The sequence below is a fragment of the Nocardiopsis sp. NPDC057823 genome (assembly GCF_042797335.1).
GTDB lineage: Bacteria > Actinomycetota > Actinomycetes > Streptosporangiales > Streptosporangiaceae > Nocardiopsis > Nocardiopsis changdeensis.
This window is the reverse complement of sequence record NZ_JBHVLR010000016.1, coordinates 1-21,566: the sequence shown is the minus strand read 5'-3', so window position 1 is coordinate 21,566 and position 21,566 is coordinate 1. Positions and strand designations below refer to the sequence as shown.

Sequence of the window (21,566 nt, the reverse complement as noted above, 5' to 3'; positions counted from 1 at the left end):
GCACACGGGCGACGCGCGCTCTGGCATCGGGACGCTCTGACGTGTTCTCTGGAATCGGGGACCCGCCCCGGTCCCGGGTGTTCACCCGTGGCCCGGGCCCGGACCGGCGGGTTCCCCGGAACACCGACCGACGACAGGAAGGCCGGCGGAATGGCACAGCCCCTTGAGCGGATCCAGGACGCCTTGATCAACCGGCAGAGCCCCGCGGAGAGGGACAAGATCATGCGACGCCTGCCGCCCGACAGCGGCCTGGACGCGATCGGTGTGCGGATGCGGGAGGTGTTCGACACCGCCGAGGAGTGGGAGGACATCGACCTCTCCCACGTCCCCGGCCTGTTGGCCGGCCCGTGGTACGAGATGCGCATGGTCGGCGTCTCGATCCTCGACTTCAAGGCGCGGCACCGCAGCCTGGACGACGACGGGCGGCGTCGGCTCTACGAGACCTACATGAACCACCACGAATTCATCAACATCTGGGACCTCGTCGACCGCTCGGCCCCGCGTGTCGTCGGCTGGTACCTGCTCGACAAGTCGCGTCGACCGCTGTTCGATCTCGCGAGGTCCGATGCGGCGATCGAGCGGAGGACCGCGATCACCGCCTCCTTCTGGCTCATCAGGCAAGGGGACCTCGACGACCCGCTCGCCCTGGCCGATCTCCTACTCGACGACCCCAGTGAACTCGTCACCAAACCGGTCGGCACCGCTCTGCGCGAGGCCGGCAAGATCGACCGACGACGCCTGCTCGACTTCCTCGCCGAGCACCGGCACCGGATGAGCCGCCCGACCCTGCGCCTGGCGACGCACCTGCTTCCGGCCGACAACGAGTGATCCCTTCGAGAGCAGGCGCGGTCCCGGCCCCCGCCGCGAAAGAGGCCGAAAGCCGGGGCCGCCCCGGACAGGGGCGGCCCCGCGGTCAGACCTCCAGCACCAGCTTGCCGGTCACGTGCCCGGTATCGCCCAGCGCGTGCGCCCGGGCCGCCTCCGCGAGCGGGAACACCTCCTGCACGTGCGCCCGCAGCAGACCGCGCTCCACCAGATCGGCGATCGCCGCCATCCCCGCGTGGTCGGCCTCCACCAGCAGGCCCGCCACCCGCACCCCCAGCTCCCGCGCCCGGGCCCGCTGCCCGGCGGTCACCGCCAGGATCGACACCGCGATCCCGCCCGGCCGCAGCACCCCCAGCGACCGGTCCAGCACCTCACCGGCGAACGGGTCCAGCACCACGTCCACATCGCGCACCACCTCGGCGAAGTCCACCTCCCGGTAGTCCACCGCCTCGTCGGCGCCCCACTCCTTGAGCAGCCCGTGCTTGGCCGCACTGGCGGTACCGATCACGTACGCCCCGCGGGCCTTGGCGATCTGCACCGCCACATGCCCCACCCCGCCCGCGGCGGCGTGCACCAGCACCCGCTGCCCGGGCCGCACGTCGGCGGTGTCCACCAGGGCCTGCCAGGCGGTCAGCGCCACCAGCGGCAGCGCCCCGGCCTGGAGGTGGTCGATCCCGGCCGGCTTGCGCGCGAACGCCCGTGCCGGCCCCACCGCGTACTCGGCGTGCGAGCCGACCCCGTACGGGTACGGCAGCATCCCGAACACCTCGTCGCCCGGCTCGAACAGGGTGACCCCGTACCCGACCGCCTCCACCACACCGGCCACGTCCCAGCCCAGCACCAGCGGGAGCCGGTCCAGGAACCCGGCGTTCGCCCGGTGCTTCCAGTCGGTGGGGTTGACCCCGGCGGCGCGCACCCGCACCAGGATCCGGCTCGGCCCGGGCACCGGCCGGGGCAGGCGCACCTCCCGCAGCACCTCGGGGCCGCCGTAGGCGTCCTGGGAGACCGCCCGCATCATCGCGTCATCGCTCGTGTGACTCATGGGAACCAGCCTGCTCCGCGGCCGACCGACGGACAATGGCATGATCGCCATCTTTCGATACGATCGTGCCATGAGCGCCGAACCCCGCCCGCACCTCGTCGCCGTCCTGGCCCTGGACGGCGTCTACCCCTTCGAACTGGGCATTCCCGCCCGGGTGTTCGGCTCCGCCGACGGGCGTTACCTGGTGCGCACCTGCGCCCTGGAAGGCCCCACCGTCCCCACCAACGCCGACTTCTCCATCACCGTCGACCACGGCCCCGAACTCCTGGCCCGGGCCGACACCGTCGTCATCCCCCCGTTCGACACCGGGCGCATCACCCGCGAACCCCCGCCCGCACTGCTGGCCGCCCTGGCCGGACTGCGCCCGGGCACCCGCCTGGTGTCCATCTGCACCGCCGCGTTCGCCCTGGCCGCCGCCGGCCTGCTGGACGGGCGCCCGGCCACCACCCACTGGGCGCTCACCGACGTCTTCCGCGCCTGGTACCCCCACGTGGACCTGGACCCGGACGTGCTGTTCGTCGACGACGGCGACCTGCTCACCTCCGCCGGCGCCGCCTCCGGAGTGGACATCTGCCTGCACCTGGTCCGCCGCGACCACGGCAGCGAGGTCGCCAACCACGTCGCCCGCATGTGCGTCGTCCCGCCCTGGCGCGACGGCGGCCAGGCCCAGTACATCGAGCACCCGGTGCCCGACCCCGACCGCACCGGCACCGCCGCCACCCGCCAGTGGGCCCTGGAACACCTGGACGAACCCCTCTCCCTCGCCGACCTGGCCGCCCACGCCCGGATGAGCCTGCGCACCTTCGTACGCCGCTTCACCGACGAGGTCGGCACCAGCCCGGGCCGCTGGCTCACCGCCCAGCGCGTGGAACGCGCCCGCCACCTGCTGGAGACCACCGACCTGGCCGTGGAGGAGGTCGCCTCCCGGGTCGGGTTCGCCACCGGCGCCTCCCTGCGCCAGCACCTGCGCGCCGCTCTGGGCGTCTCCCCGGCGGCCTACCGGCGCACCTTCCGCCGCGCCGTACCCGCCGGCTGAGTCACCCGGCCCGGGACAGCGCCAGCCCGACCGCCGCGGTGGTGCGCTCCACGTCCCCCGTCGCCAACAGGTCCAGCAGCGCACCGCGCAGCACCGCCAACACCAGGGTGCGCCGCGCCACCCCCTCGGGGGACCCCCGCTCCCCGACGTCCTGCGCCTCGGCCAGCAGCTCCAGCCAGTCCCGCACCGTGGCCTCGGCGAACCCCGCCCATGGCCCCTGCGGCTCGGTCAGCGAACGCACGTAACTCTCCGCCCACAGGGTCAACAGCGCCCGGTGGGCGTCGTCGGCCAGCCACCGCCACAGCTCCAGCGCCGTCGAGGCCAGGTCGCCGCCCCGCCCGCGGGCCCGCCGCCCGACCCGGTCCACCAGGTCCAGCTCGTCCCGCCGCGCCCGCGCCAACAGGGCGCGGATCAGCCCGTCCTTGCTCCCGAAGAGGTAGAGCAGCACCCGCGGACTGGACCCGATCGCCGCCGCCAGGGGACGCAGGGACAGCTCGGCCAGACCGTGGCCGAGCGCATAGGTGTAGGCCGCCTCCAGCAGTTCGCTCTCGCGCGCCGAAGGGGCGTTTGTTCCCGCCGCCGTCACGGGGCTATCATCGCACTGAAACGAGTGTTTCAGTGACGGAGGTGCGGCCATGGGAGAACCGAAGGCCGAGATCAGGCCCCTGGACCGCCCCGGAGACCTGGGATGGACCATCCAGGCCCACGGCGAGGTCTACGCCCGCGAATACGGCTGGAACACCGACTTCGAAGCACTGGTCGCCCGCATCGTCGCCGACTACACCGACCAGGACGGCCCCCGCGGCGCCTGGATCGCCGAAGTCGACGGCACCCGCGCCGGCTGCGTCTTCTGCGTCCCCGACCCGGACGCCCCCGACACCGCCCGCCTGCGCCTGCTCCTGGTCGACCCCGCCGCCCGCGGCCTGGGCCTGGGCACCCTCCTGGTCCGCCGGTGCCTGGACTTCGCCCGCCAGGCCGGATTCACCCGGATGACCCTGTGGACCAACAGCGTCCTGGCCGCCGCCCGCCGCATCTACCAGGCCCACGGATTCACCCTCACCGCCGAGAACCGCCACCACTCCTTCGGCACCGACCTCACCGGCCAAACCTGGTCCCGCCTTCTCTGACCCCCGCCTAGAACGCGTCCCACGCAACCTGCACCCGCTCGTACACCGCGCGCACCACCGGCTCCCTCACCCGCGGGAGCCGGGCCAGCACATCCAGGAACACCCCCCGGTCCGGCCGGAACCGCCGATGGGGCAGCACCCCCACCGACACCTCATCGAGCAGGGCCGGCTCCGGCGCCCGCCCCCACGCCAGGGCCGACGCCGCCCCGCCCGGCAGCGCCAGGTGCGCCCAGGCGCCCGCGGCGAGCGGCACCACAGGCGCACCCCCACCGGGCCGCCACACCTCGCCCGTCTGCGGATGCACCGGCACCACCAGCACATCCGCGTCCGGCACACCGAGCCCCGGACCCGCCAGCGCCGTCCGCAACCCCCGGTCCCCGGCCGGGAGAAGCGCCTCGCACGCGGCCGAGAACAGCACCGCCGCCGCCCCCTCGCACACCACGCCCACCCCCGCCCCCGCCACCACAAGATGCGCCAGCGCCGCCCCCTCGGCGGCCTCCCACACACCCTCCAGGGCCGAGGCCCTCGGCCACGCCCCCGCCCCGGGCCCCGGCGCCGCCCCGCCCGGAGGCTCCTCCCACCGGGCATCCGCCAACGCCCGTGCCCACCCCGAAGGCACGGACCCGGAACCCACCGCCCGCACCGCGTCCGCCTCCAGGCGCACCGACTGCCACAGCGAACAGTCGTCGATCCGGGCGCCCACCGCCCGCCCGCACCCGGCGCACGCCAGGTTCGGCCCCGCGGACCCGTCCAAGCCGCAGCAGTAACCGGCGCACCACTCCGTCACCAGCACCGTTCCGCGGACGTCACCCGGGGCCAGCACCACCGCCCCCGCCGCCCCCAGGGGCACCGAGTGCACCGGGGCGAGAACACCGTGGGCCGCCGCCTCCGCCTCGTCCACCGCCTCCCACGGCAGCCACGGCGGACCCGACCGCCGGGGGTCCACCGCATACGTCCCCGAACGCATCAACACCGGCATCAGCACACCGTTGCCCCACTTCTGGTGCGCGTGGTCGGGCAGCACCACCCGCTCCACCGGCGCGCTCAGCACCGCCCCGCACCCCGCGCACACGAATTCCACCACCGGCGACCTCCACCCGAGCGGGCCCGGCGGGGGAGGGGCCACACCCCGGGCATCGGACCGACACGGCCGATCCTGTCAGTACCGGGCACCCACCAATGGGGGAGGGCCGGCCCCGGGCGGCAGGGCCGGCCGAACGGAACGCACCCGCCCTACGACGCGACACCCCGCACCGGCGCGGGGGAGCGGCCCCCGGCGGTCTCGGAGCGGTGGGAGTGGCCGACCTCGGCACCGAGCCCGAAGTAGTGCCGGAAGCTGTACACCAGCGGCCGCCAGCGCTCCGGATCGACATGGTCGGTCCCGGGCACCACCACATCCTCCCGGGCATGCACCCGCACCACCTCGGCCTCCACCACCACATGGGCACCGGAACCGTCCGGCCGCACCTCGCGCACCACCGCCTCCAACTGCAACGGGCACTCCACCACACGCGGGGGACCGACCAGCTCCGACTCCTGCGCCGTCAGGCCCGCCGCACCGAACTTGTCCGCCTCGAACCGGCAGCCCGGCGGCTTCCCCTCGGGAACCGGGTACCGCCCCGTCAGCGGCGCCAACCGCTCCACCCGCTCCCACAGGTCGGCAGAGGGCAGGTTCACCACCAGCCCGGCACCTTCCCCCAGGTTGCGCGCCGTCTGCCCGGTGGCCCCCAGCCCCAGCACCACCGTCATCCCCAACGCCCAGACCGACGAGACGGGCGCCAGATTGGGCGTCCCGTCACCGTTGAGCGTCGAAAGCAGGGCCACAGGGGTCCCGAAGTAGAGGATGCGGGGTTCGATACGCAGATGTCCGTCGGAAGTCATGGTCGAAAACCTAGGCACGACTCGTTTCGCCGGCCGACGAAGTGTCCCCGCTCCCGGAGGCCCCCGCGCGACGCGGCGCCGCGCAGGGGCCCTCTCGGAGCGCCGTCACCCGGTTCCCCCCGGACCGGGGCTACGGCGCGGCCACGCACGTCACCCCCCGATCGGCGCGCGGCCGGCACTCGCGCTCGACACGCCCCGGGACTGCGGAACCCGTACGGGACGGAGCTGCGAGTGCACCAGCCCACTACCCGAACACCCAACCGCAAACGCCATCCCAGAGTGACGCACATCACCGAACACCCGTCCGATGCCTACGGCGCCCGCACACACGACGGGCCCGCGACACCCGCCGCGCGACCGCTCTGTAGGGTGGCCCTGAAATTCCACGCAAAGGGTTCGCGGCGGCGCGACCGGGCGGAGACGTCCGGGCGGCGGACACACCACAGAAGGAGTCCCCGTGCCGACCGGCTTCGTCCCCGACACAGACCTGTACCCCTTCCAGTCGCGCTGGTTCGACTCCTCCGCCGGCAGGGTCCACTACATCGACGAGGGGACCGGGCCGACCATCCTGTTCTGCCACGGCGCCCCGGCATGGAGCTTCCTCTACCGCCACCTCGTGAAGGACCTGCGCGACCGCTACCGCTGCATCGCCGTGGACCACCTGGGCTTCGGGCCGTCCGAACGCCCCGCCGCCTTCGGCTACACCGTCGCCGAACACACCACCGTCCTCGGCGAACTCATCGACCACCTCGAACTCGACGGGTTCGTCCTGATGGGACACGACTGGGGCGGCCCCATCGGTCTGGGAGCGGCCACCCGCCGAGCGGACCGCCTGCGGGGGACCGTCCTGGGCAACACCGTGTTCTGGCCGGTCGACGCCCTGGCGAACCGGGCCTTCAGCGTCATCATGAGCAGCCCTCCCATGCAGCGGCGGATCCTCGAACAGAACTTCCTCATCGAACGGGTCATGCTCTCGGAACTGAGGCGCACGCTCACCGCGAACGAGGCCGACCACTACCGCGCGGTACAGCCCACCCCACAGGCCCGCCGCGGCCTCGCCGCCATGCCCGGGCAGATCCGCGCCGCCCGCCCGCTGCTGGACCGGCTCTCCCGGGACGTGCCCACCCTGCTCGGCGACAAGCCCGCCCTGGTGGTGTGGGGAATGAAGGACATGGTGTTCCGCCCGAGGACCTCGCTCCCGCGGATACGCGCCGCCTTCACCGACCTGGAGGTGGTCGAACTGCCGAACGCACGGCACTTCATCCAGGAGCACGCGCCGGAAGCGATCACGGCGGCGATCCGCAAGCGATTCCCCTGACCACGACAGGCGGAGGACGCCCCAGGAGGCCGCGCGCATGCGGCGCCGGGCACCGGGGGAGGGGCACCACCCCTCAGGCGTGCGGACCCACCGACACGGTGCCGAACGTCAACCGCGGCACCGCCTCCAGAATCTCGCCGATCCGCTCCACCCGCTCCGCGACGGCCTCGCGCCGGGCCGCCGAGAGCGGCACCAGCGCCTCCACCGTCACGTCCAGCCGACGCCCCGAACGCCGCTGGTGCCACACGCCCGCGGCCACCCCGTCCAGGTACAGCACCGGAAAGTTGCCCGCCTGGCCCGCCGCCAGCGCACGCCGCCCGACCGCACCGGGAAAGACCACGTCACGGGGGTGCGACCCCACCGTGTAGGCGTCGAAATAGGGGAGGAGCAGCACCTCCGGCACCGACCCCGGAGCCTCCCCGGCGTCCCCCGCCACCCGGTAGGCGACCGTCCCCTCCACCTCCACGGGCTCGATCCGCCCCTCCAGCGACGCGAACAGCGCGCTCGCCCACCGCCGGGGAGCCGCCATCCACTGCGCGAAGTGCTGCGGCGTCGCCGGACCGTACGCCCGCAGATAGGACAGCACCACGTGCTCCAGCGCCGCCCCGGCCTCCGCGGGCGCGAAGTCCGGCAGCCAACGGCGCGGACTCGTGTAGGTCACCCTGCGCCCGCGCATCGGGCCGAAGCACAGCGCACCCCGGTTGGCCAGGGTCTGCGTGGCCGCCCGCCAGCGCGGCCACCTGTCCTGGAAGGCCTCCATGACCCGGTCCGCCGCCCAGGGGCCCGCGTGCTCGGCCAGCGCGTCGGTGAGCTCGTCTACGGTCAGCTCCCGGTCCGCGAGGACCTCGGTGACGGCGAGCTCCAGCTCCCGGACCTGCTCCGGCGTGAGCAGGCCGTTGTGGGCGCCCTTGCCTCCCCGGGCGCTTTCGGCGGACTCCAGCGCCGCGGACCACAGGGGGAGTTCCCGGGCGGGCAGCAGGTGCACGGTCCCGCGCGGCCCGAAGGTCTTGACGAGTTCGTGGGTGTCCCACAGCGCGGACCGCACGCGGGTGCGGTCCGCGCCCTTGAGACGCAGTCCCACGGACAGCTCGGCCGCCGACATCACCTGGGCGTGGGCGCCGCACATCGCCGAGACGACGTCGGCGGCGCTGTCGCCGGGGGCGGCGAGCCCGTGCCGCCACAGGCGTCGCGCGGTCATGTCCTGCCAAGTGGTGGGGGTGCCCATCGTGCTCCTCGGGGGTGGCTCCGTGTCCGTGGATCCACCCTAGGAAGAGTGGAGGTCAGGTTCTGTCCTCGAGATGAGAGCCGGGAAACCCTGTGGGGAGGGCGCTCCAACGTTTTACTTGACATAATGTGCATTATCGGCGGTGTGTACAGGAAGGCCGAGAGGGGCTGGAACGCCCGCACCGCAGGCGTTCCGGTGCTCCGGCCGCCGTTCGGGGCCTCGAGCGCCATCCCGCCGCGCGGCACACGGACGCCCGGGGCTCGACGAACGCCCGCGCGCACGAGCGCCGACGGAATCCGGGGCGAGCCGACAGGCGGCGCGCCCAGGCGGCACGTCGGCCACAGGATCGATGACCACGGAAGGTGATCGGCGAATCCGGAGAGTCATGTCCTGCGGTCCGGGCGCCCGCCCGCGACATCGGCCCGCCGGCCATCGCCCGCGGCGTCTTCGACCGCCCGCGCACACTCGTCACCTGGGCTCCCGCGCCACCGGTGGGATCACTCCCGGGCGACGCCGCCCGCTGCGTTCCGCCGGCATTGACCCATGCCCCCCAGGGCCACCTCCGTCGGCCCCCGGAGATCCCGGCCCCCGACTCCCCGCACCCCCAACAGCCGGAAGCAGCCGGGTGCCGAACGGCGGGCGTCCCCCGCTCCACCCCCACCCCCATCCGCCGAGTTTTGATGCATAACATGCTTTATGCATCATTTGCGTGTCCTTGTGAAGTTCATGCCCATGGCGCCCTCCATCCCATCGAATGACCGTTTCAGGGCGCCCGAACCCCGCATCCCCCCGAAGGTCACCGGACCGGCTCGGCGTCTGGAGTTCGGCGATCCCCCGCGGTTACCGTGGCCCTGATCGACGAGCCCCTCCCCCTCACCCGGGAGCCCGCCGATCCCCGCACTCCCCCGACCACACCATCCAGGGAGAAGAGCATGGGACTCGGCCAGGACGAACTCCAACGCATCGACGCCTACTGGCGCGCAGCCAACTACCTCTCCGTCGGCCAGATCTACCTGCTCGACAACCCCCTCCTACGGGAGGAACTGCGCCCCGAGCACATCAAGCCCCGCCTCCTGGGCCACTGGGGCACCACCCCGGGGCTCAACTTCTGCTACGCCCACCTGAACCGGGTCATCAAGGCCCGCGACCTCGACATGATGTACATCATGGGCCCCGGCCACGGCGGCCCGGCCGCCGTGGCCAACGCCTGGCTGGAGGGCACCTACAGCGAGGTCTACCGGGACGTCAGCCGCGACGGGCCCGGCATGAAGCGCCTGTTCCGCCAGTTCTCCTTCCCCGGCGGCATCCCCAGCCACGTCGCCCCGGAGACCCCGGGCTCCATCCACGAGGGCGGCGAACTGGGCTACGCGCTCGCCCACGCCTTCGGGGCCGTGTTCGACAACCCGGACCTGGTGGTCGCCTGCATCGTCGGCGACGGCGAGGCCGAGACCGGGCCGCTGGCGGGCAGCTGGGACTCCAACAAGTTCCTGGACCCGGTGCAGGACGGCGCCGTCCTGCCGATCCTGCACCTGAACGGCTACAAGATCGCCAACCCGACGGTGTCGGCGCGCATCCCCGAGGACGAGCTGCTGCAGCGGTTCCGGGGCCACGGCTACCACCCGATCATGGTCAGCGGCGACGACCCGGTGTACATGCACGGGCGGATGGCCGAGGCCCTGGACGAGGCGATGGACCGGATCGCCGACATCCAGCGGGTGGCGCGGACCTCGGGGCTGGAGCGGCGGGCGACGTGGCCGGTGATCGTCCTTCGCTCCCCCAAGGGGTGGACGGGCCCGCGGGAGGTGGACGGGGCCCCGGTGGAGAACACCTGGCGGTCGCACCAGGTGCCGCTGGCGCAGGTGCGCTCCAACGAGGAGCACCGGCGGATGCTCCGGGAGTGGATGCTGTCGTACCGGCCGGAGGAGCTGTTCGACGAGGCGGGCGCCCCGGTGGAGGAGCTGCGCGGGCTGCCGCCGCAGGGCGGGCGGCGGATGAGCGCCAACCCGCACGCCAACGGGGGCCTGCTGCTGAAGGACCTGCGGCTGCCGGACTTCCGGCGCTACGGGTCGGTGTTCGAGGGGCACGGCACCCACACCAGTGAGGCGACGCGGGTGCTGGGGCACTTCCTGCGCGACGTCATCCGCGACAACCCGGACAACTTCCGTCTGGTGGGGCCGGACGAGACGGCGTCGAACCGGCTGTCGGCGGTGTACGAGGCGACGGACAAGGTGTGGGGGGCGCAGATCCTCCCGGTGGACGAGCACCTGGCCCGGCGGGGCCGGGTGATGGAGGTGCTGAGCGAGCACCTGTGCCAGGGGTGGCTGGAGGGCTACCTGCTGACGGGGCGGCACGGGCTGTTCAGCTGCTACGAGGCGTTCGTGCACATCGTGGACGCGATGTTCAACCAGCACGCGAAGTGGTTGAAGGTGACGCAGGGGCTGGCGTGGCGGCGGCCGATCGCGTCGTTGAACTACCTGCTGACCTCGCACGTGTGGCGGCAGGACCACAACGGGTTCACGCACCAGGACCCGGGGTTCCTGGACGTGGTGCTGAACAAGCCGTCGTCGGTGGTGCGGGTGTACCTGCCGCCGGACGCGAACACGCTGCTGTCGGTGGCGGACCACTGCCTGCGGTCCAGGGACTACATCAACGTGGTGGTGGCGGGCAAGCAGCCCGCGCTGGACTACCTGTCGGTGGAGGAGGCGGTGCTGCACTGCACGCGCGGGATCGGGATCTGGGAGTGGGCGAGCACGGACGGGGGCGGGGACCCGGACGTGGTGCTGGCGTGCGCGGGTGATGTGCCGACGCTGGAGACGCTGGCGGCGGCGGACCTGCTGCGGAGGCTGTTCCCGGAGCTGCGGGTGCGGGTGGTGAACGTGGTGGACCTGATGCGGTTGCAGCCGGCGAGCGAGCACCCGCACGGGATGCCGGACGCGGAGTACGAGGCGCTGTTCACGTCGGACCGGCCGGTGATCTTCGCGTTCCACGGGTATCCGTGGCTGGTGCACCGGTTGGCGTACCGGCGCCGGAACCACCGGCACCTGCACGTGCGGGGCTACAAGGAGGAGGGGACGACCACGACGCCGTTCGACATGGTGATGCTCAACGACCTGGACCGGTTCCACCTGGTGATCGATGTGATCGACCGGGTGCCGGGGCTGGGCGAGCGGGCGGCGCACATCCGGCAGCGGATGGTGGACGAGCGGTTGCGGCACCGGCTCTACACGCGGGAGCACGGTGAGGACCCGGCGGATATCAGGGATTGGGTGTGGCCGTACTGATGCGGGTGCTGGTGGTGAACGCGGGGTCCTCGACGCTGAAGTTGAGCCTGCTGGACTCCGACGACGCGGTGCTGGGGTCGCGGACGGTCGAGCTGGTGGACGGCGGGTGGGATCCGTCGGCGGTGCGGGATTTCCTGGAGGGGCTGCCCTCCCCCGAGGCGGTGGGGCACCGGGTGGTGCACGGGGGTCGGGAGTTCACGGAGCCGGTGCGGTTGGACGCGGGGGTGGTGGAGCGGTTGGCGGCGCTGACGCCGTTGGCGCCGCTGCACCAGCCCAAGGCGCTGGCGGGGGTGGAGGCGATCACGGAGGCGGTGCCGGGGGTGCCGCAGGTGGCGTGTTTCGATACGGCGTTCCACGCGTCGTTGGGGCCGGAGGCGTTCACGTACGCGGTGCCGTCGGAGTGGCGGGAGCGGTTCGGGGTGCGCAGGTACGGGTTCCACGGGTTGTCGCACGCGTACGTGTCGGGGGTGGCGGCGCGGCGGACGGGCGGGCGCCGGATCGTGACGGCGCACCTGGGTGCGGGTGCGTCGTTGGCGGCGGTGGCGGAGGGGCGGTGTGTGGACACGACGATGGGGTTCACGCCGCTGGAGGGGCTGGTGATGGCGACGCGTTCGGGGGACGTGGACCCGGGGATGGTGCTGTGGTTGCAGCGTGAGGGCGGGTTGGGCGCGGACGAGGTGGCGGAGGGGCTGGAGCGGGGCGGGGGTCTGGTGGGGTTGGCGGGGACGGCGGACATGCGGGAGGTGCTGGCGGGGGTCGGCCGGGGCGAGGAGCGGTCGGTGCTGGCGTTCGGGGTGTACGTGCACCGGTTGCGGGCGTCGGTGGCGGCGATGGCGGCGTCGTTGGGCGGTCTGGACGTGCTGGTGTTCACGGCGGGTGTGGGCGAGCGGTCGGCGCCGGTGCGGTGGGCGGTGGCGCAGGGGCTGGGTTTTCTGGGGGTGGTGGTGGACCGGGCGGCGAACGAGGGGGTGTCCGGGGAGGCGGACATCTCGGGTGCGGGGGCGTCGGTGCGGACGCTGGTGGTCCCCACGCGTGAGGACGTGCAGATCGCGCGGGGGGCGCGGGAGGTGGCGGGGGTGTGAGCCCCCTCCCCCGGTGGGACGGGCGCGGGCCGCGGGGTCCGCGCCCGTCGTGGTGTGCGGGGTCTGCTCCCCCGTGGTTCTCCCTTGCCGGTGGCGGGGGTGGGGGGTATCGTCCGGGGTCCATGCGTGTACGGCGGGAGGTGATGGGCGTGAGGTTCAGGACCTGGCCGCCCGTCCGGAGGGTCCGGGGTGCGGGCGGCGGGTTCCGGAAGGAACGAGATGTCCCGTACGGACGCCACCAAGCCCCTGTGGGTGCGCCATGCCGAGCATGGTCCCGGGGCGGTGCACGATCACCGCTTCGGCCCGTGTGATCTGCCCGAGCGTCCCGGTCCCCGGGACGAGGGGACGCGGTGCCGGTGGGAGGACCCCGGTGTGCTGCTGTGGGGTCGCACCTGCTGTTCGGGGTGCAACGACCGGGCGTGCAGGGCGGAGTGGCAGGCGATGGTGAGGGCGGCCAACCGCAGGGAGCGTTATGCGGGCCGGCGTCTGGTGCGCCGTTACCTGGCCGGTCTGGAGACGGAGTGAGGGTCCGCCCGTAGGGGCGGGTCCGGTGGGGGCTTTCGCGGCGGGTGCTGCGGGGGCCCCTTCGTCGTGTGCGGGGAAGGGGTGTTCCGGTCGGCGGGTCCGTGCCGTGTGGGCGGTGGGGGCCGGGATCGGGAATGCTGTGGGCATGAGCGAGCGTCTGGTGGATGCGGTGGAGGAGTATCTGGTGGCGCGTCGGGCGGCCAAGCCGTCGGAGCACACGGTGGCGGCCTACCGGCGGGACCTGCTGGGGGTGCTGGGGTGCGCGGCCGGGATCCGGGGGGCGCGGCCGGAGGAGCTGCGGTGGGCGGACCTGGACGTGGCGACGCTGCGGGGGGCCTTCGCGGAGTTCGCGGCGTCCAGGGCGGCGTCGAGCGTGCTGCGGGCGTGGTCGACGTGGAACGGGTTCTTCGGGTTCTGGGTGTCGGAGCGGGTGCTGTCGGGCAACCCGATGCCGGCGGTGCCGCGGCCGCGGGTGCGGCCCTCGGGCCCCAAGCCGCTGCGGGGCGAGGACACGCCGGAGCGGCTGCTGGAGGCGCTGGCGCGGGGGGCGCGCAAGGCGCGCGACCCGTGGCCGGAGCGGGACCTGGCGGTGCTGGCGCTGGCGCTGCTGACGGGGATGCGGTCGGCGGAGATGCTGGCGTTGCGGGTGGACTCGGTGTCGGGGCGGTCGGGCGAGATGCGGGTGCGCGTGGTCGGCAAGGGGGGCGGCGAGCGGGTGCTGCCGATCGAGCGGCCGCTGGAGGTGCTGCTGGAGGCGTACCTGGCGTCGCGGCGGGAGCGGTTCGGGGCGGTGGCGGGGGCGGACCCGCTGCTGGTGGACAACCGGGGCGAGGGGCTGCGGCGGGGCGGGCTGCAGTACCTGGTGCGGCAGTGCTACCGGCACGCGGGGGTGAACGACCGGGTGGCGCGGGGGACGCTGGTGCACGCGCTGCGGCACACGTTCGCCACGCGGCTGGCGGAGGACGGGGCGTCGGTCACCGAGATCATGCACCTGCTGGGGCACGCCTCGGTGGCGTCCTCGCAGGCGTACATCGAGGTGACGGCGCGGGCGACGCGGGACGCGGCGTCGTCGAACCGGACGTACGGGGTGGTGCGGCGGTTGGCGGGGGGCGATCGCGGCGAGGTCGTGGGCGGCGCTGGTTAGGCTGTGTGCGTGCAGCAGACGATGGTGATCTCGACGGTGAACGTGAACGGGCTGCGGGCCGCGGCGAAGAAGTCGCCGGGGTTCGTGGACTGGTTGTCGGCCTCGACGGCCGATGTGGTGTGCCTGCAGGAGGTGCGCGCGGAGGCGGCCCAGCTGCCTCCGGAGGTGGCCTCTCCCCCGGGGTGGCACGTGGCGTTGGCCCCGGCCGAGGCCAAGGGGCGCGCCGGCGTCGCGGTGTACTCGCGGGTGGAGCCCGACGCGGTGCGGGTGGGGTTCGGCGAGGCCGAGTTCGAGGCGTCGGGCCGGTACCTGGAGGCGGACTTCGGCCGGGTGTCGGTGGCGAGCCTGTACCTGCCGTCGGGCGAGGTGGGGACCGAGCGCCAGGACGAGAAGGAGCGCTTCATGAAGGCGTTCCTGCCCTACCTGGTCAGGCGGCGCGAGGAGCTCCGGAAGCAGGGCCGGGACCTGGTGGTGTGCGGGGACTGGAACATCGCGCACCGGGAGGCCGACCTGAAGAACTGGCGCGCGAACACGAAGAACTCGGGGTTCCTGCCCGAGGAGCGGGCGTGGATGGACCGGGTGTTCGGTGAGGCCGGGTACGTGGACGTGGTGCGGGCGCTGTTCCCGGACCAGGAGGGCCCGTACTCGTGGTGGTCGTATCGTGGGCGTGCCTTCGACAACGACACGGGATGGCGCATCGACTACCAGGTCTGCACGCCGGAGTTGGCCGGCCGTGTGGTGGAGGGTCGGGTGGAGCGGTATCCCGACCGTGCGGGGCGTTGGTCCGATCATGCGCCGGTGACGGTGCGCTACCAGGTGTGAGGGGTGGGGTGCATGGGCGTTCCGGTGGGTGTGCCGATCGTGCTGGTGCACGGTCTGCGGGTGTCGGGGAGCATGTGGCGGCCGCAGGTGGACCTGTTGACGGAGCAGGGCCGGCGGGTGGTCGCGCCCGACCTGCCGGGCCACGGGTCGCGGCGGGGTGAGGACTTCTCGCTGGGCCGTGCGGTGGACGCGGTGGTGGAGGCGATCGACGGCGTGGGCGGCCGGGCCCTGGTGGTGGGGCTGAGCCTGGGCGGGTTCGTGTCGATCGCGACGGCCGCGGCGGCGCCGGGGAAGGTGGCGGGGCTGGTGGCGGCCAGTTGCACGGCCAAGCCCGCGCAGGCGCTGGCGCAGGTGTACCGGATCCCGGCGGTGCTGATGGACCGGCTGCCGGACAAGGGGGCGACGCTGAACGAGCGCTTCCACCGGTTGACGTTGCGCGACACGGCGGCCGAGGCGGTGCTGGACGGCGGTCTGGCGGTGGAGGCGGCCACGGCGGTGATCGACGCGGTGGCGGAGATGGACGCGCTGGCGGCGCTGGAGCGGTACCCGGGGCCGGTGTGGCTGGTGAACGGGGCCCGGGACCACTTCCGGATCCACGAGCGGCAGTTCTTCGAGGCGTGCGCGGAGGGGCGTCTGCTGAACGTGCCGCGGGCCGGGCACATGGTGAGCCTGGACCAGCCGGTGGACTTCACGCGGATCGTGTCGGACGCGGCCGACGTGGTGTGGGTGCGCGAGAGCGCGGCCGCGCGTGAGGGGCGTTCGCTGGAGTCCGACGGCGTGTGAGCGCGTGCGGTGGGGGGTGGCCTGGGGCCGCCCCCCTTTTTTTCGTGCGCCGGGTCAGTGGGTGGCGTGGGCGCGGGGCCGGGTGGTGGCCGGTGAGGCGGGGTGGGGGCGGGTGGGCAGGTGGAAGAAGATCGCGGGGTCGGTGCGGGTCGGGTGCAGGGGGGCGTCCAGGCCGAGGGCGGCCTTGAGGTCGGTGAGGGCGCGGTGGGCGTGGGGCGCGCGGGCGGCGGAGGCGGTGAAGTAGCCGGTGGTGTTGTTGGCGAGCCAGGACAGGACGAGGGCGCCTTCGGTGAAGGGCGGGGTGTGGGGGTGCTGGAAGACGCCGTGGACGGCGATGGGGGTGTGGGGGTCCAGGGTGGGCAGGAGGTGGTGGAGGTACCAGCGGGCGAACCAGCCGCCGTGGGTGCTGTCGAGGGCGAGCAGTCCGGTGTGTTCTGGCAGGTGGGTGAGTTTGGCGCGGACGTCGCCCTTGGTGTGGGTCCAGCGGTCGGGGTCCATGCCGGGCGGGAGGTGGTGGGGGTGGGGGTCGTGGGTGTCGAAGGTGTGGAGGCGGCCGGTGCCGTTGTGGTGCAGGGCGGCGAGGGTCCAGGCGGTGGCGGTGCTGTGGGCGGTGCCGATGCGGACGACGTGGTCGGGGGCGTGGTGGCGGACGAGGAGGTAGGTGATCTCGGCTTCGATGTCGTGGGGTGCGGGGGCGGGTGCCGGGGTGGCGGGCAGGGCGCGGATGTGGTCGCGGGCGTGGGCGAGGCCGTCGCGGTGGGTGCGGTAGAGGGTGCTGATGTGGTCCAGGTCGATGGTCGGCACGGTGCTGCTCCCGGTGGTGCGACGGAGTGTGATTGCCGAACGTAGCAGTCCGGTGACCGGGTGCCGGGGTTGTGGTGGGCGTGTCGTCGCCGCGGGCCCGGGGCGGGGCGGGTTCGTCGGGGTTCGCCCCTTCTCCCCCGCCGTGGCCCGGTCCGGCCCTCCCCCGTCGCGGCGCGGTCGCGGTCAGCGGCGGGCCTGGACGAGGCCGGAGTCGTAGGCGGCGATGACGGCCTGGGTGCGGTCGCGGGCGCCGAGCTTGGTGAGGATGTTGGAGACGTGGGTCTTGACCGTCTCGGTGCCCAGGTGCAGGCGGTGGGCGATCTCGGTGTTGGTGAGCCCCTGGGCGATGAGGGTGAGGGTCTGCGATTCGCGGGGGGTGAGGGTGGCCACGGCGCGGGCGGCGGGGGTCGGCCGGGAGGGGCTGGTGGCGGCCAGGTCGCGCAGGGCCGTGGGGAAGAGCAGGTTCTCGCCGCGGTGGGTGATGCGGATGGCGGCCAGGATGTCCTCGGGCGGGGTGCGTTTGAGGAGGAACCCGGTGGCGCCGGCGCGCAGGGCGTCCCAGACGTAGGCGTCGTTGTCGAAGGTGGTCAGGACCAGGACGCGGGGGGCGTCGGGGCGGGCGGTGAGGGTGCGGGTGGCCTGGATGCCGTCCAGGCGGGGCATGCGCACGTCCATGAGGACCAGGTCGGGGCGGGTGCGGGCGACCAGGTCGGGGACGCCGGCGCCGTCGTCGGTCTGGCCGACGGCCTCCATGTCGGGTTCGGCGTTGATGAGGGCGGCGAGCCCGGCGCGGATGAGGGCTTCGTCGTCGACCAGGGCGATCCGGATCATGGGGTGTCGGTGTCTTTCCAGTTCAGGGTGAGGTCGAGGGTCCAGTGGGTGGGGTCGGCGGCGGGGTGGGGGCCCGCGGTGAGGGTGCCGCCGAGCAGGTGGGCGCGTTCCTGCATGCCGGTGATGCCGCGGCCGCCGGTGCGGCGCCGTCCCAGGGGGCGGCGGGGCGGGAGGGGGTTGGTGGCGGTGAGGTGCAGGTGTCGGGGGGCGATGTCCAGGGTGAGGTCGAGGGGGCGGCCGGGTGCGTGGGTGAGGGCGTTGGTGAGGGCCTGTTGGGCGATGCGGTAGGTCTCGCGGGAGAGCAGGGCGGGGACGGTGCGGGGGTCGCCGTTCAGGGCCAGGTGCAGGGGCGTGCCGGTGTGGGAGGCGGTCTCGGCCAGGTGGGTGAGGTGGGTGAGGTCGGGGGGCGGCGCGGTGGGGGCGGTGGTGTCCTCGCGCAGGATGCCCAGGGCGTGGTCGAGGTCGGCGGTGGCGGTGCGGGCCTGGTCGGCGATGTGGGTGAGGGCCTGGCGGGCGAAGTCGGGGTCGGTGTCGATGAGGCGGGCGGCGGTGGCGGACTGGAGGGTGATGACGGACAGGGCGTGGCCCAGGGAGTCGTGGAGTTCGCGGGCCAGGCGGTTGCGTTCGGCCAGGGTGCGGGCGCGGGCCTGGGCGTCGGCGAGCAGGCGGGCGGGCGAGGGGCCCAGCAGGCGCGGGGCGAGCCGGGCCATGAGGTGGCCGGTCAGGGCGACGGCGGAGATGACGGCCAGGAGCAGGGTCAGGCCCGCGAGGGGGCCCAGCGGGCTGGGGACCGGGTCCGGGGAGGGGCCCAGGACGGTGAGGGGCCCGGCGGGGGCGAGGGGGTCGCCGGTCAGGGGTGCGACGGCGAGCAGGGCGGACTCGGTGAGGCCGACCATGGTGGCCAGGCAGACCGCCATGCCGGTGAAGGTGAACAGGCACAGCCACACGAAGGTGCGCACACCGGGTGCGGGGGGTGTGTCGGGCAGCAGGTTCAGGGGGCCGCGCAGCAGGGCGCGGGCGAGCTGGTGCTGTGCGCCGGCGACGGCGGGGACGCGGGCGGTGGCGGCCAGCGCGGCCAGGGTGATGAGCAGGCCCAGGGCCCAGCCGGCGGGGCCGGGGCTCTCCTGGGCGGTGCCGCCCTGGGTGATGAGGGTGGCCAGGACGAGGCCGGCCATGGCGTAGGGGGTCAGGAGCGCGCCGCCGATGATGAGGTAGGCCCAGCGGCGGTAGGTGTGGGCGCTGGTGAAGGGTCGGGCGGCCGTGGTGAGCGGTCGGTGGAGGTGGCGCACAGGGTGATCGTCGCACGCCGGGGCGGTGGTGCGCCTCCCCCGTGGTGGGGAGGGTCCGGACCGGTACGGACCGGTGGCGTGGCGGCGCTCACGCCGTGTGGTGGCGGCGGTCGCCCGTGTGGGTGTCCCCGGTCATGTGCGTGCCGGTTGGCCGGATTTCACTGTGATTTGCCCCATATTGGTGGGTTGATGGGGTGTTTTCTGTGGGGTCGGTGCTCACCGGGGTGACGGTGTGCTCCTAGTGTTGGGGATGTGACGAGCAGTACAACGCCGCCCAACCCCGCGGCGAACACCCCAGATCAGTCCACCACCACCGGGCTGGCCCACACCCTGCGGCGCCGCCACATGGCGCTCATCGCCATCGGCGGTTCGGTCGGGGCGGGCCTGTTCATCGGCTCCGGCGCGGTCATCCAGGCGGCCGGCCCCGCGTCCGTGGTCTCCTACCTCATCGCCGGCGCCCTGGTCTTCCTGACCCTGCGCGCCCTGGGCGAGATGGTCGTGTCGGTCCCGGCCGCGGGCTCCTTCTCCGACTACGCGCGCCTGGCCTTCGGCCCCCGCGCGGGCTTCACCATCGGCTGGGTCTACTGGTGGATGTACGCGGTCCTGGTGGCCGCCGAGTCCGTCGCCGGCGCCACCATCCTGGCCGGGTGGATCCCCGGCGTCCCGGCCTGGATCCTGGCCCTGGCGGTCCTGCTGTCGATGACGGCCGCCAACCTCATCTCCGTGCGCGTCTTCGCCGAGACCGAGTCGTTCTTCTCCCTGGTCAAGGTCGCCACCATCGTGGCGTTCCTGTTCATCGGCGGTGCCTGGGCGCTGGGCCTGTGGCAGGGCGCCGACGGCTCCTCGGTCGCCAACCTGTGGGAGCACGGCGGGTTCGCGCCCCAGGGGTGGACGGCCGTGCTGGCCGCGACCGTGGTGGTGCTGTTCGCCTTCGGCGGCGTGGAGATCATCACCGTCGCCGCCGGGGAGAGCGCCGAGCCCGAGCGCGGGGTGGCCACGGCGGTCACCAACGTGCTGTGGCGCATCGGCCTGTTCTACGTGGCCTCGATCCTGGTCATCGTGGCGGTGCTGCCGTGGGGCACGGTGGATCCGGGGGCCAGCCCCTTCGTGGCGGTCATGGAGCACGTCGGGATCCCCGGCGCGGCCCTGATCATGGAGATCGTGGTGTTCATCGCCGTGCTGAGCGTGCTCAACGCCGCGATGTACACCTCCTCGCGGATGCTGTTCACCCTCACCCGCCAGGGGGACGCCCCGCGCGTGCTGCGCGGGACCAGCCGGCGCGGCGTGCCGGTGCGGGCGATCCTGCTGGGCACGGTGGTCGGGTACGTGGCCGCGGTGGCCGAGTACCTGTTCCCCGGGCACGTGTTCCCGTTCCTGGTGGCCTCCATCGGCGCGATCCTGCTGGTGCTGTTCCTGACGATCTGCGCCTCCCAGCTGGTGGTGGGGCGCCGGGTCCGCGAGCGCGAGCCGGAGCGGCTGGGGTTCGCCATCTGGGCGTTCCCGTACCTGACCTGGGCCACGCTCGTCGGCCTGGTCGTGATCGGGGTGGCGATGCTGGTCATCCCGGACCAGCGCCCGGCGCTGCTGGCGTCCCTGGGCGCGGTCGCGGTGGCCCTGGCCGCCTTCGAGGTGCGGCGGCGCTTCGGCAGCCCGCCCTCGGACCGCGTCCTGCCCATGGACGGGCGGGCCGGGGCGGACGGGCTGCGCCGGGACCCCGGGGCCCCCTGACCCGTCGGACGTCCGGACGCGGGCGCCGCTCCCCCACCGGGGTGCGGCGCCCGCCGCGCGTCCGGGGCACGGTCGGCGGGCCGGGGGCCGGGTGGTCCCGTTCGGTGGGGGTTCGGGTGCTGGTCACCTGTTTTGTCGCTAAGGTGTCGCGCAACCCCTGAGAGGAGCACCCCCGTGCGACATATCGTCGGCTTCCTGTCCGGTCTCATCCTCGCCCCCGTCCTGCTGCTGGCCTGCGGTTGGGCCTTCTCCCACCTGCGCTCCCTGCACGCCGCCGAGCGCGGTGTCCTGGAGGGCAGCGGCCCCCTGGTCCTGGCGGGCCTGGTGGGCGTGGGGGTCATCGTGGCGCTGCTGGCCGTCCCCCCGCGGCTGACCCCGATGCTGCCGCTGTCGGTGGCGCTGGTGCTGGGCTCCGCGACGGGTGTGGCGCTGGTGCGCGGCCACCTGCTGGAGCGCCTGCCCCCGGTGCCCGGCCTGGAGGGCGCGCTGGACCTGCTGCCGCTGGGCGTGTTCGTGCCGGTGGCGCTGGTGCTGGCGGCCACGGTGTTCGTCGGCGGGCGCTGGCGGCGCACCGAGGAGCACGAGGTCACCGAGGAGGAGTACTTCGAGGGCCTGTACGAGGAGGGCGAGGAGCGGCCCGCGGACAAGCGCGCGGAGCCCGAGGCCCAGCACGTGCCCCGGCACCGGGCCTGAGCGCCCCGTCCCCCGCACGGCCGCGGGCCCGCATCCCCGGGAAGAGGGGGGGGGGGGGGCCGGCCGGGGGGCGGGGGGGGGGAGCGGCCGGTGGGGCGCCACGCGGGGCGGTGTGGGACCCCGGGGGGCC

Annotated in this window: 20 protein-coding genes; 12 read left to right on the top strand and 8 right to left on the bottom strand. The window is 73.8% G+C overall.

The window, feature by feature from the left end; all coding sequences use genetic code 11:
- Positions 1 to 150 precede the first annotated feature (150 nt).
- The gene (locus tag ACFVNO_RS22950) at positions 151 to 828 is read left to right on the top strand and encodes a DNA alkylation repair protein (protein ID WP_378895580.1); all 678 of its coding nucleotides are present in this window, start codon (positions 151 to 153) and stop codon (positions 826 to 828) included.
- Between the two features lie 85 nt (positions 829 to 913).
- Here the strand turns inward: ACFVNO_RS22950 and ACFVNO_RS22945 are convergent, their stop codons facing one another.
- The gene (locus ACFVNO_RS22945; RefSeq protein WP_378895578.1) at positions 914 to 1,867 is read right to left on the bottom strand and encodes an NADP-dependent oxidoreductase; all 954 of its coding nucleotides are present in this window, start codon (positions 1,865 to 1,867) and stop codon (positions 914 to 916) included.
- 70 nt (positions 1,868 to 1,937) lie between these two features.
- On the opposite strand from ACFVNO_RS22945, the gene ACFVNO_RS22940 reads away from it, so the two are divergent.
- Positions 1,938 to 2,903: a helix-turn-helix domain-containing protein gene (locus ACFVNO_RS22940; protein WP_355261179.1), complete on the top strand. Its 966-nt coding sequence runs from the start codon at positions 1,938 to 1,940 to the stop codon at positions 2,901 to 2,903.
- Between the two features lies 1 nt (position 2,904).
- On the opposite strand, the gene ACFVNO_RS22935 is transcribed toward ACFVNO_RS22940, so the two are convergent.
- The gene (locus ACFVNO_RS22935; RefSeq protein ID WP_378895576.1) at positions 2,905 to 3,489 is read right to left on the bottom strand and encodes a TetR/AcrR family transcriptional regulator; all 585 of its coding nucleotides are present in this window, start codon (positions 3,487 to 3,489) and stop codon (positions 2,905 to 2,907) included.
- Between the two features lie 49 nt (positions 3,490 to 3,538).
- Here ACFVNO_RS22935 and ACFVNO_RS22930 point away from each other — a divergent pair, with 49 nt between their 5' ends.
- Positions 3,539 to 4,030, top strand: coding sequence for a GNAT family N-acetyltransferase (locus tag ACFVNO_RS22930; RefSeq protein WP_378895574.1), 492 nt, complete (start codon positions 3,539 to 3,541; stop codon positions 4,028 to 4,030).
- Between the two features lie 7 nt (positions 4,031 to 4,037).
- Here the strand turns inward: ACFVNO_RS22930 and ACFVNO_RS22925 are convergent, their stop codons facing one another.
- Positions 4,038 to 5,114, bottom strand: coding sequence for a hypothetical protein (locus tag ACFVNO_RS22925; RefSeq protein ID WP_378895572.1), 1,077 nt, complete (start codon positions 5,112 to 5,114; stop codon positions 4,038 to 4,040).
- Positions 5,115 to 5,263: 149 nt separating this feature from the next.
- Entirely contained in the window at positions 5,264 to 5,911 is a 648-nt protein-coding gene (locus tag ACFVNO_RS22920; RefSeq protein WP_378895570.1) for a flavin reductase family protein, read from the bottom strand.
- Positions 5,912 to 6,368: 457 nt separating this feature from the next.
- Between ACFVNO_RS22920 and ACFVNO_RS22915 the strand changes: the two genes are divergently transcribed.
- Positions 6,369 to 7,229 carry a haloalkane dehalogenase gene (locus ACFVNO_RS22915; RefSeq protein WP_378895568.1) on the top strand — a complete coding sequence of 287 codons (861 nt, stop codon included), beginning with the start codon at positions 6,369 to 6,371 and terminating at the stop codon, positions 7,227 to 7,229.
- A 73-nt stretch (positions 7,230 to 7,302) separates the two neighbouring features.
- Here ACFVNO_RS22915 and ACFVNO_RS22910 read toward each other — a convergent pair whose 3' ends face one another.
- A complete protein-coding gene (locus tag ACFVNO_RS22910; RefSeq protein WP_378895566.1) occupies positions 7,303 to 8,454 on the bottom strand; it encodes a winged helix DNA-binding domain-containing protein in 1,152 nt (383 codons plus the stop codon).
- Positions 8,455 to 9,386: 932 nt separating this feature from the next.
- On the opposite strand from ACFVNO_RS22910, the gene ACFVNO_RS22905 reads away from it, so the two are divergent.
- The 6 genes from ACFVNO_RS22905 to ACFVNO_RS22880 all read left to right on the top strand — a co-directional run bounded on the left by ACFVNO_RS22905 (position 9,387) and on the right by ACFVNO_RS22880 (position 16,091).
- The gene (locus tag ACFVNO_RS22905; RefSeq protein WP_355261200.1) at positions 9,387 to 11,735 is read left to right on the top strand and encodes a phosphoketolase family protein; all 2,349 of its coding nucleotides are present in this window, start codon (positions 9,387 to 9,389) and stop codon (positions 11,733 to 11,735) included.
- Positions 11,735 to 12,817 (top strand): acetate/propionate family kinase, encoded by a 1,083-nt coding sequence (locus ACFVNO_RS22900; RefSeq protein ID WP_355261812.1) that lies wholly within the window; start codon positions 11,735 to 11,737, stop codon positions 12,815 to 12,817. The genes ACFVNO_RS22905 and ACFVNO_RS22900 overlap by 1 nt, the downstream gene beginning before the upstream one ends.
- 219 nt (positions 12,818 to 13,036) lie before the next feature.
- Positions 13,037 to 13,342, top strand: a complete 306-nt coding sequence (locus ACFVNO_RS22895; RefSeq protein WP_355261203.1) for a hypothetical protein — start codon at positions 13,037 to 13,039, stop codon at positions 13,340 to 13,342.
- Between the two features lie 145 nt (positions 13,343 to 13,487).
- A complete protein-coding gene (locus tag ACFVNO_RS22890) occupies positions 13,488 to 14,486 on the top strand; it encodes a tyrosine-type recombinase/integrase (protein ID WP_220561043.1) in 999 nt (332 codons plus the stop codon).
- Positions 14,487 to 14,507: 21 nt separating this feature from the next.
- Positions 14,508 to 15,308 carry an exodeoxyribonuclease III gene (locus ACFVNO_RS22885; protein WP_378895750.1) on the top strand — a complete coding sequence of 267 codons (801 nt, stop codon included), beginning with the start codon at positions 14,508 to 14,510 and terminating at the stop codon, positions 15,306 to 15,308.
- Between the two features lie 24 nt (positions 15,309 to 15,332).
- The gene (locus ACFVNO_RS22880) at positions 15,333 to 16,091 is read left to right on the top strand and encodes an alpha/beta fold hydrolase (protein ID WP_355261818.1); all 759 of its coding nucleotides are present in this window, start codon (positions 15,333 to 15,335) and stop codon (positions 16,089 to 16,091) included.
- 54 nt (positions 16,092 to 16,145) lie between these two features.
- Here the strand turns inward: ACFVNO_RS22880 and ACFVNO_RS22875 are convergent, their stop codons facing one another.
- From ACFVNO_RS22875 to ACFVNO_RS22865, 3 genes are all read right to left on the bottom strand, one after another.
- Positions 16,146 to 16,895, bottom strand: a complete 750-nt coding sequence (locus ACFVNO_RS22875) for a class I SAM-dependent methyltransferase (RefSeq protein ID WP_355261210.1) — start codon at positions 16,893 to 16,895, stop codon at positions 16,146 to 16,148.
- 183 nt (positions 16,896 to 17,078) lie between these two features.
- Positions 17,079 to 17,726, bottom strand: coding sequence for a response regulator transcription factor (locus ACFVNO_RS22870; protein ID WP_355261213.1), 648 nt, complete (start codon positions 17,724 to 17,726; stop codon positions 17,079 to 17,081).
- Positions 17,723 to 19,015, bottom strand: a complete 1,293-nt coding sequence (locus ACFVNO_RS22865) for a histidine kinase (protein WP_355261216.1) — start codon at positions 19,013 to 19,015, stop codon at positions 17,723 to 17,725. The genes ACFVNO_RS22870 and ACFVNO_RS22865 overlap by 4 nt, the downstream gene beginning before the upstream one ends.
- A 345-nt stretch (positions 19,016 to 19,360) precedes the next feature.
- Between ACFVNO_RS22865 and ACFVNO_RS22860 the strand changes: the two genes are divergently transcribed.
- Positions 19,361 to 20,743 (top strand): amino acid permease, encoded by a 1,383-nt coding sequence (locus ACFVNO_RS22860; protein ID WP_355261821.1) that lies wholly within the window; start codon positions 19,361 to 19,363, stop codon positions 20,741 to 20,743.
- Positions 20,744 to 20,917: 174 nt separating this feature from the next.
- A complete protein-coding gene (locus ACFVNO_RS22855; RefSeq protein WP_355261219.1) occupies positions 20,918 to 21,436 on the top strand; it encodes a hypothetical protein in 519 nt (172 codons plus the stop codon).
- Positions 21,437 to 21,566: the final 130 nt, after the last annotated feature.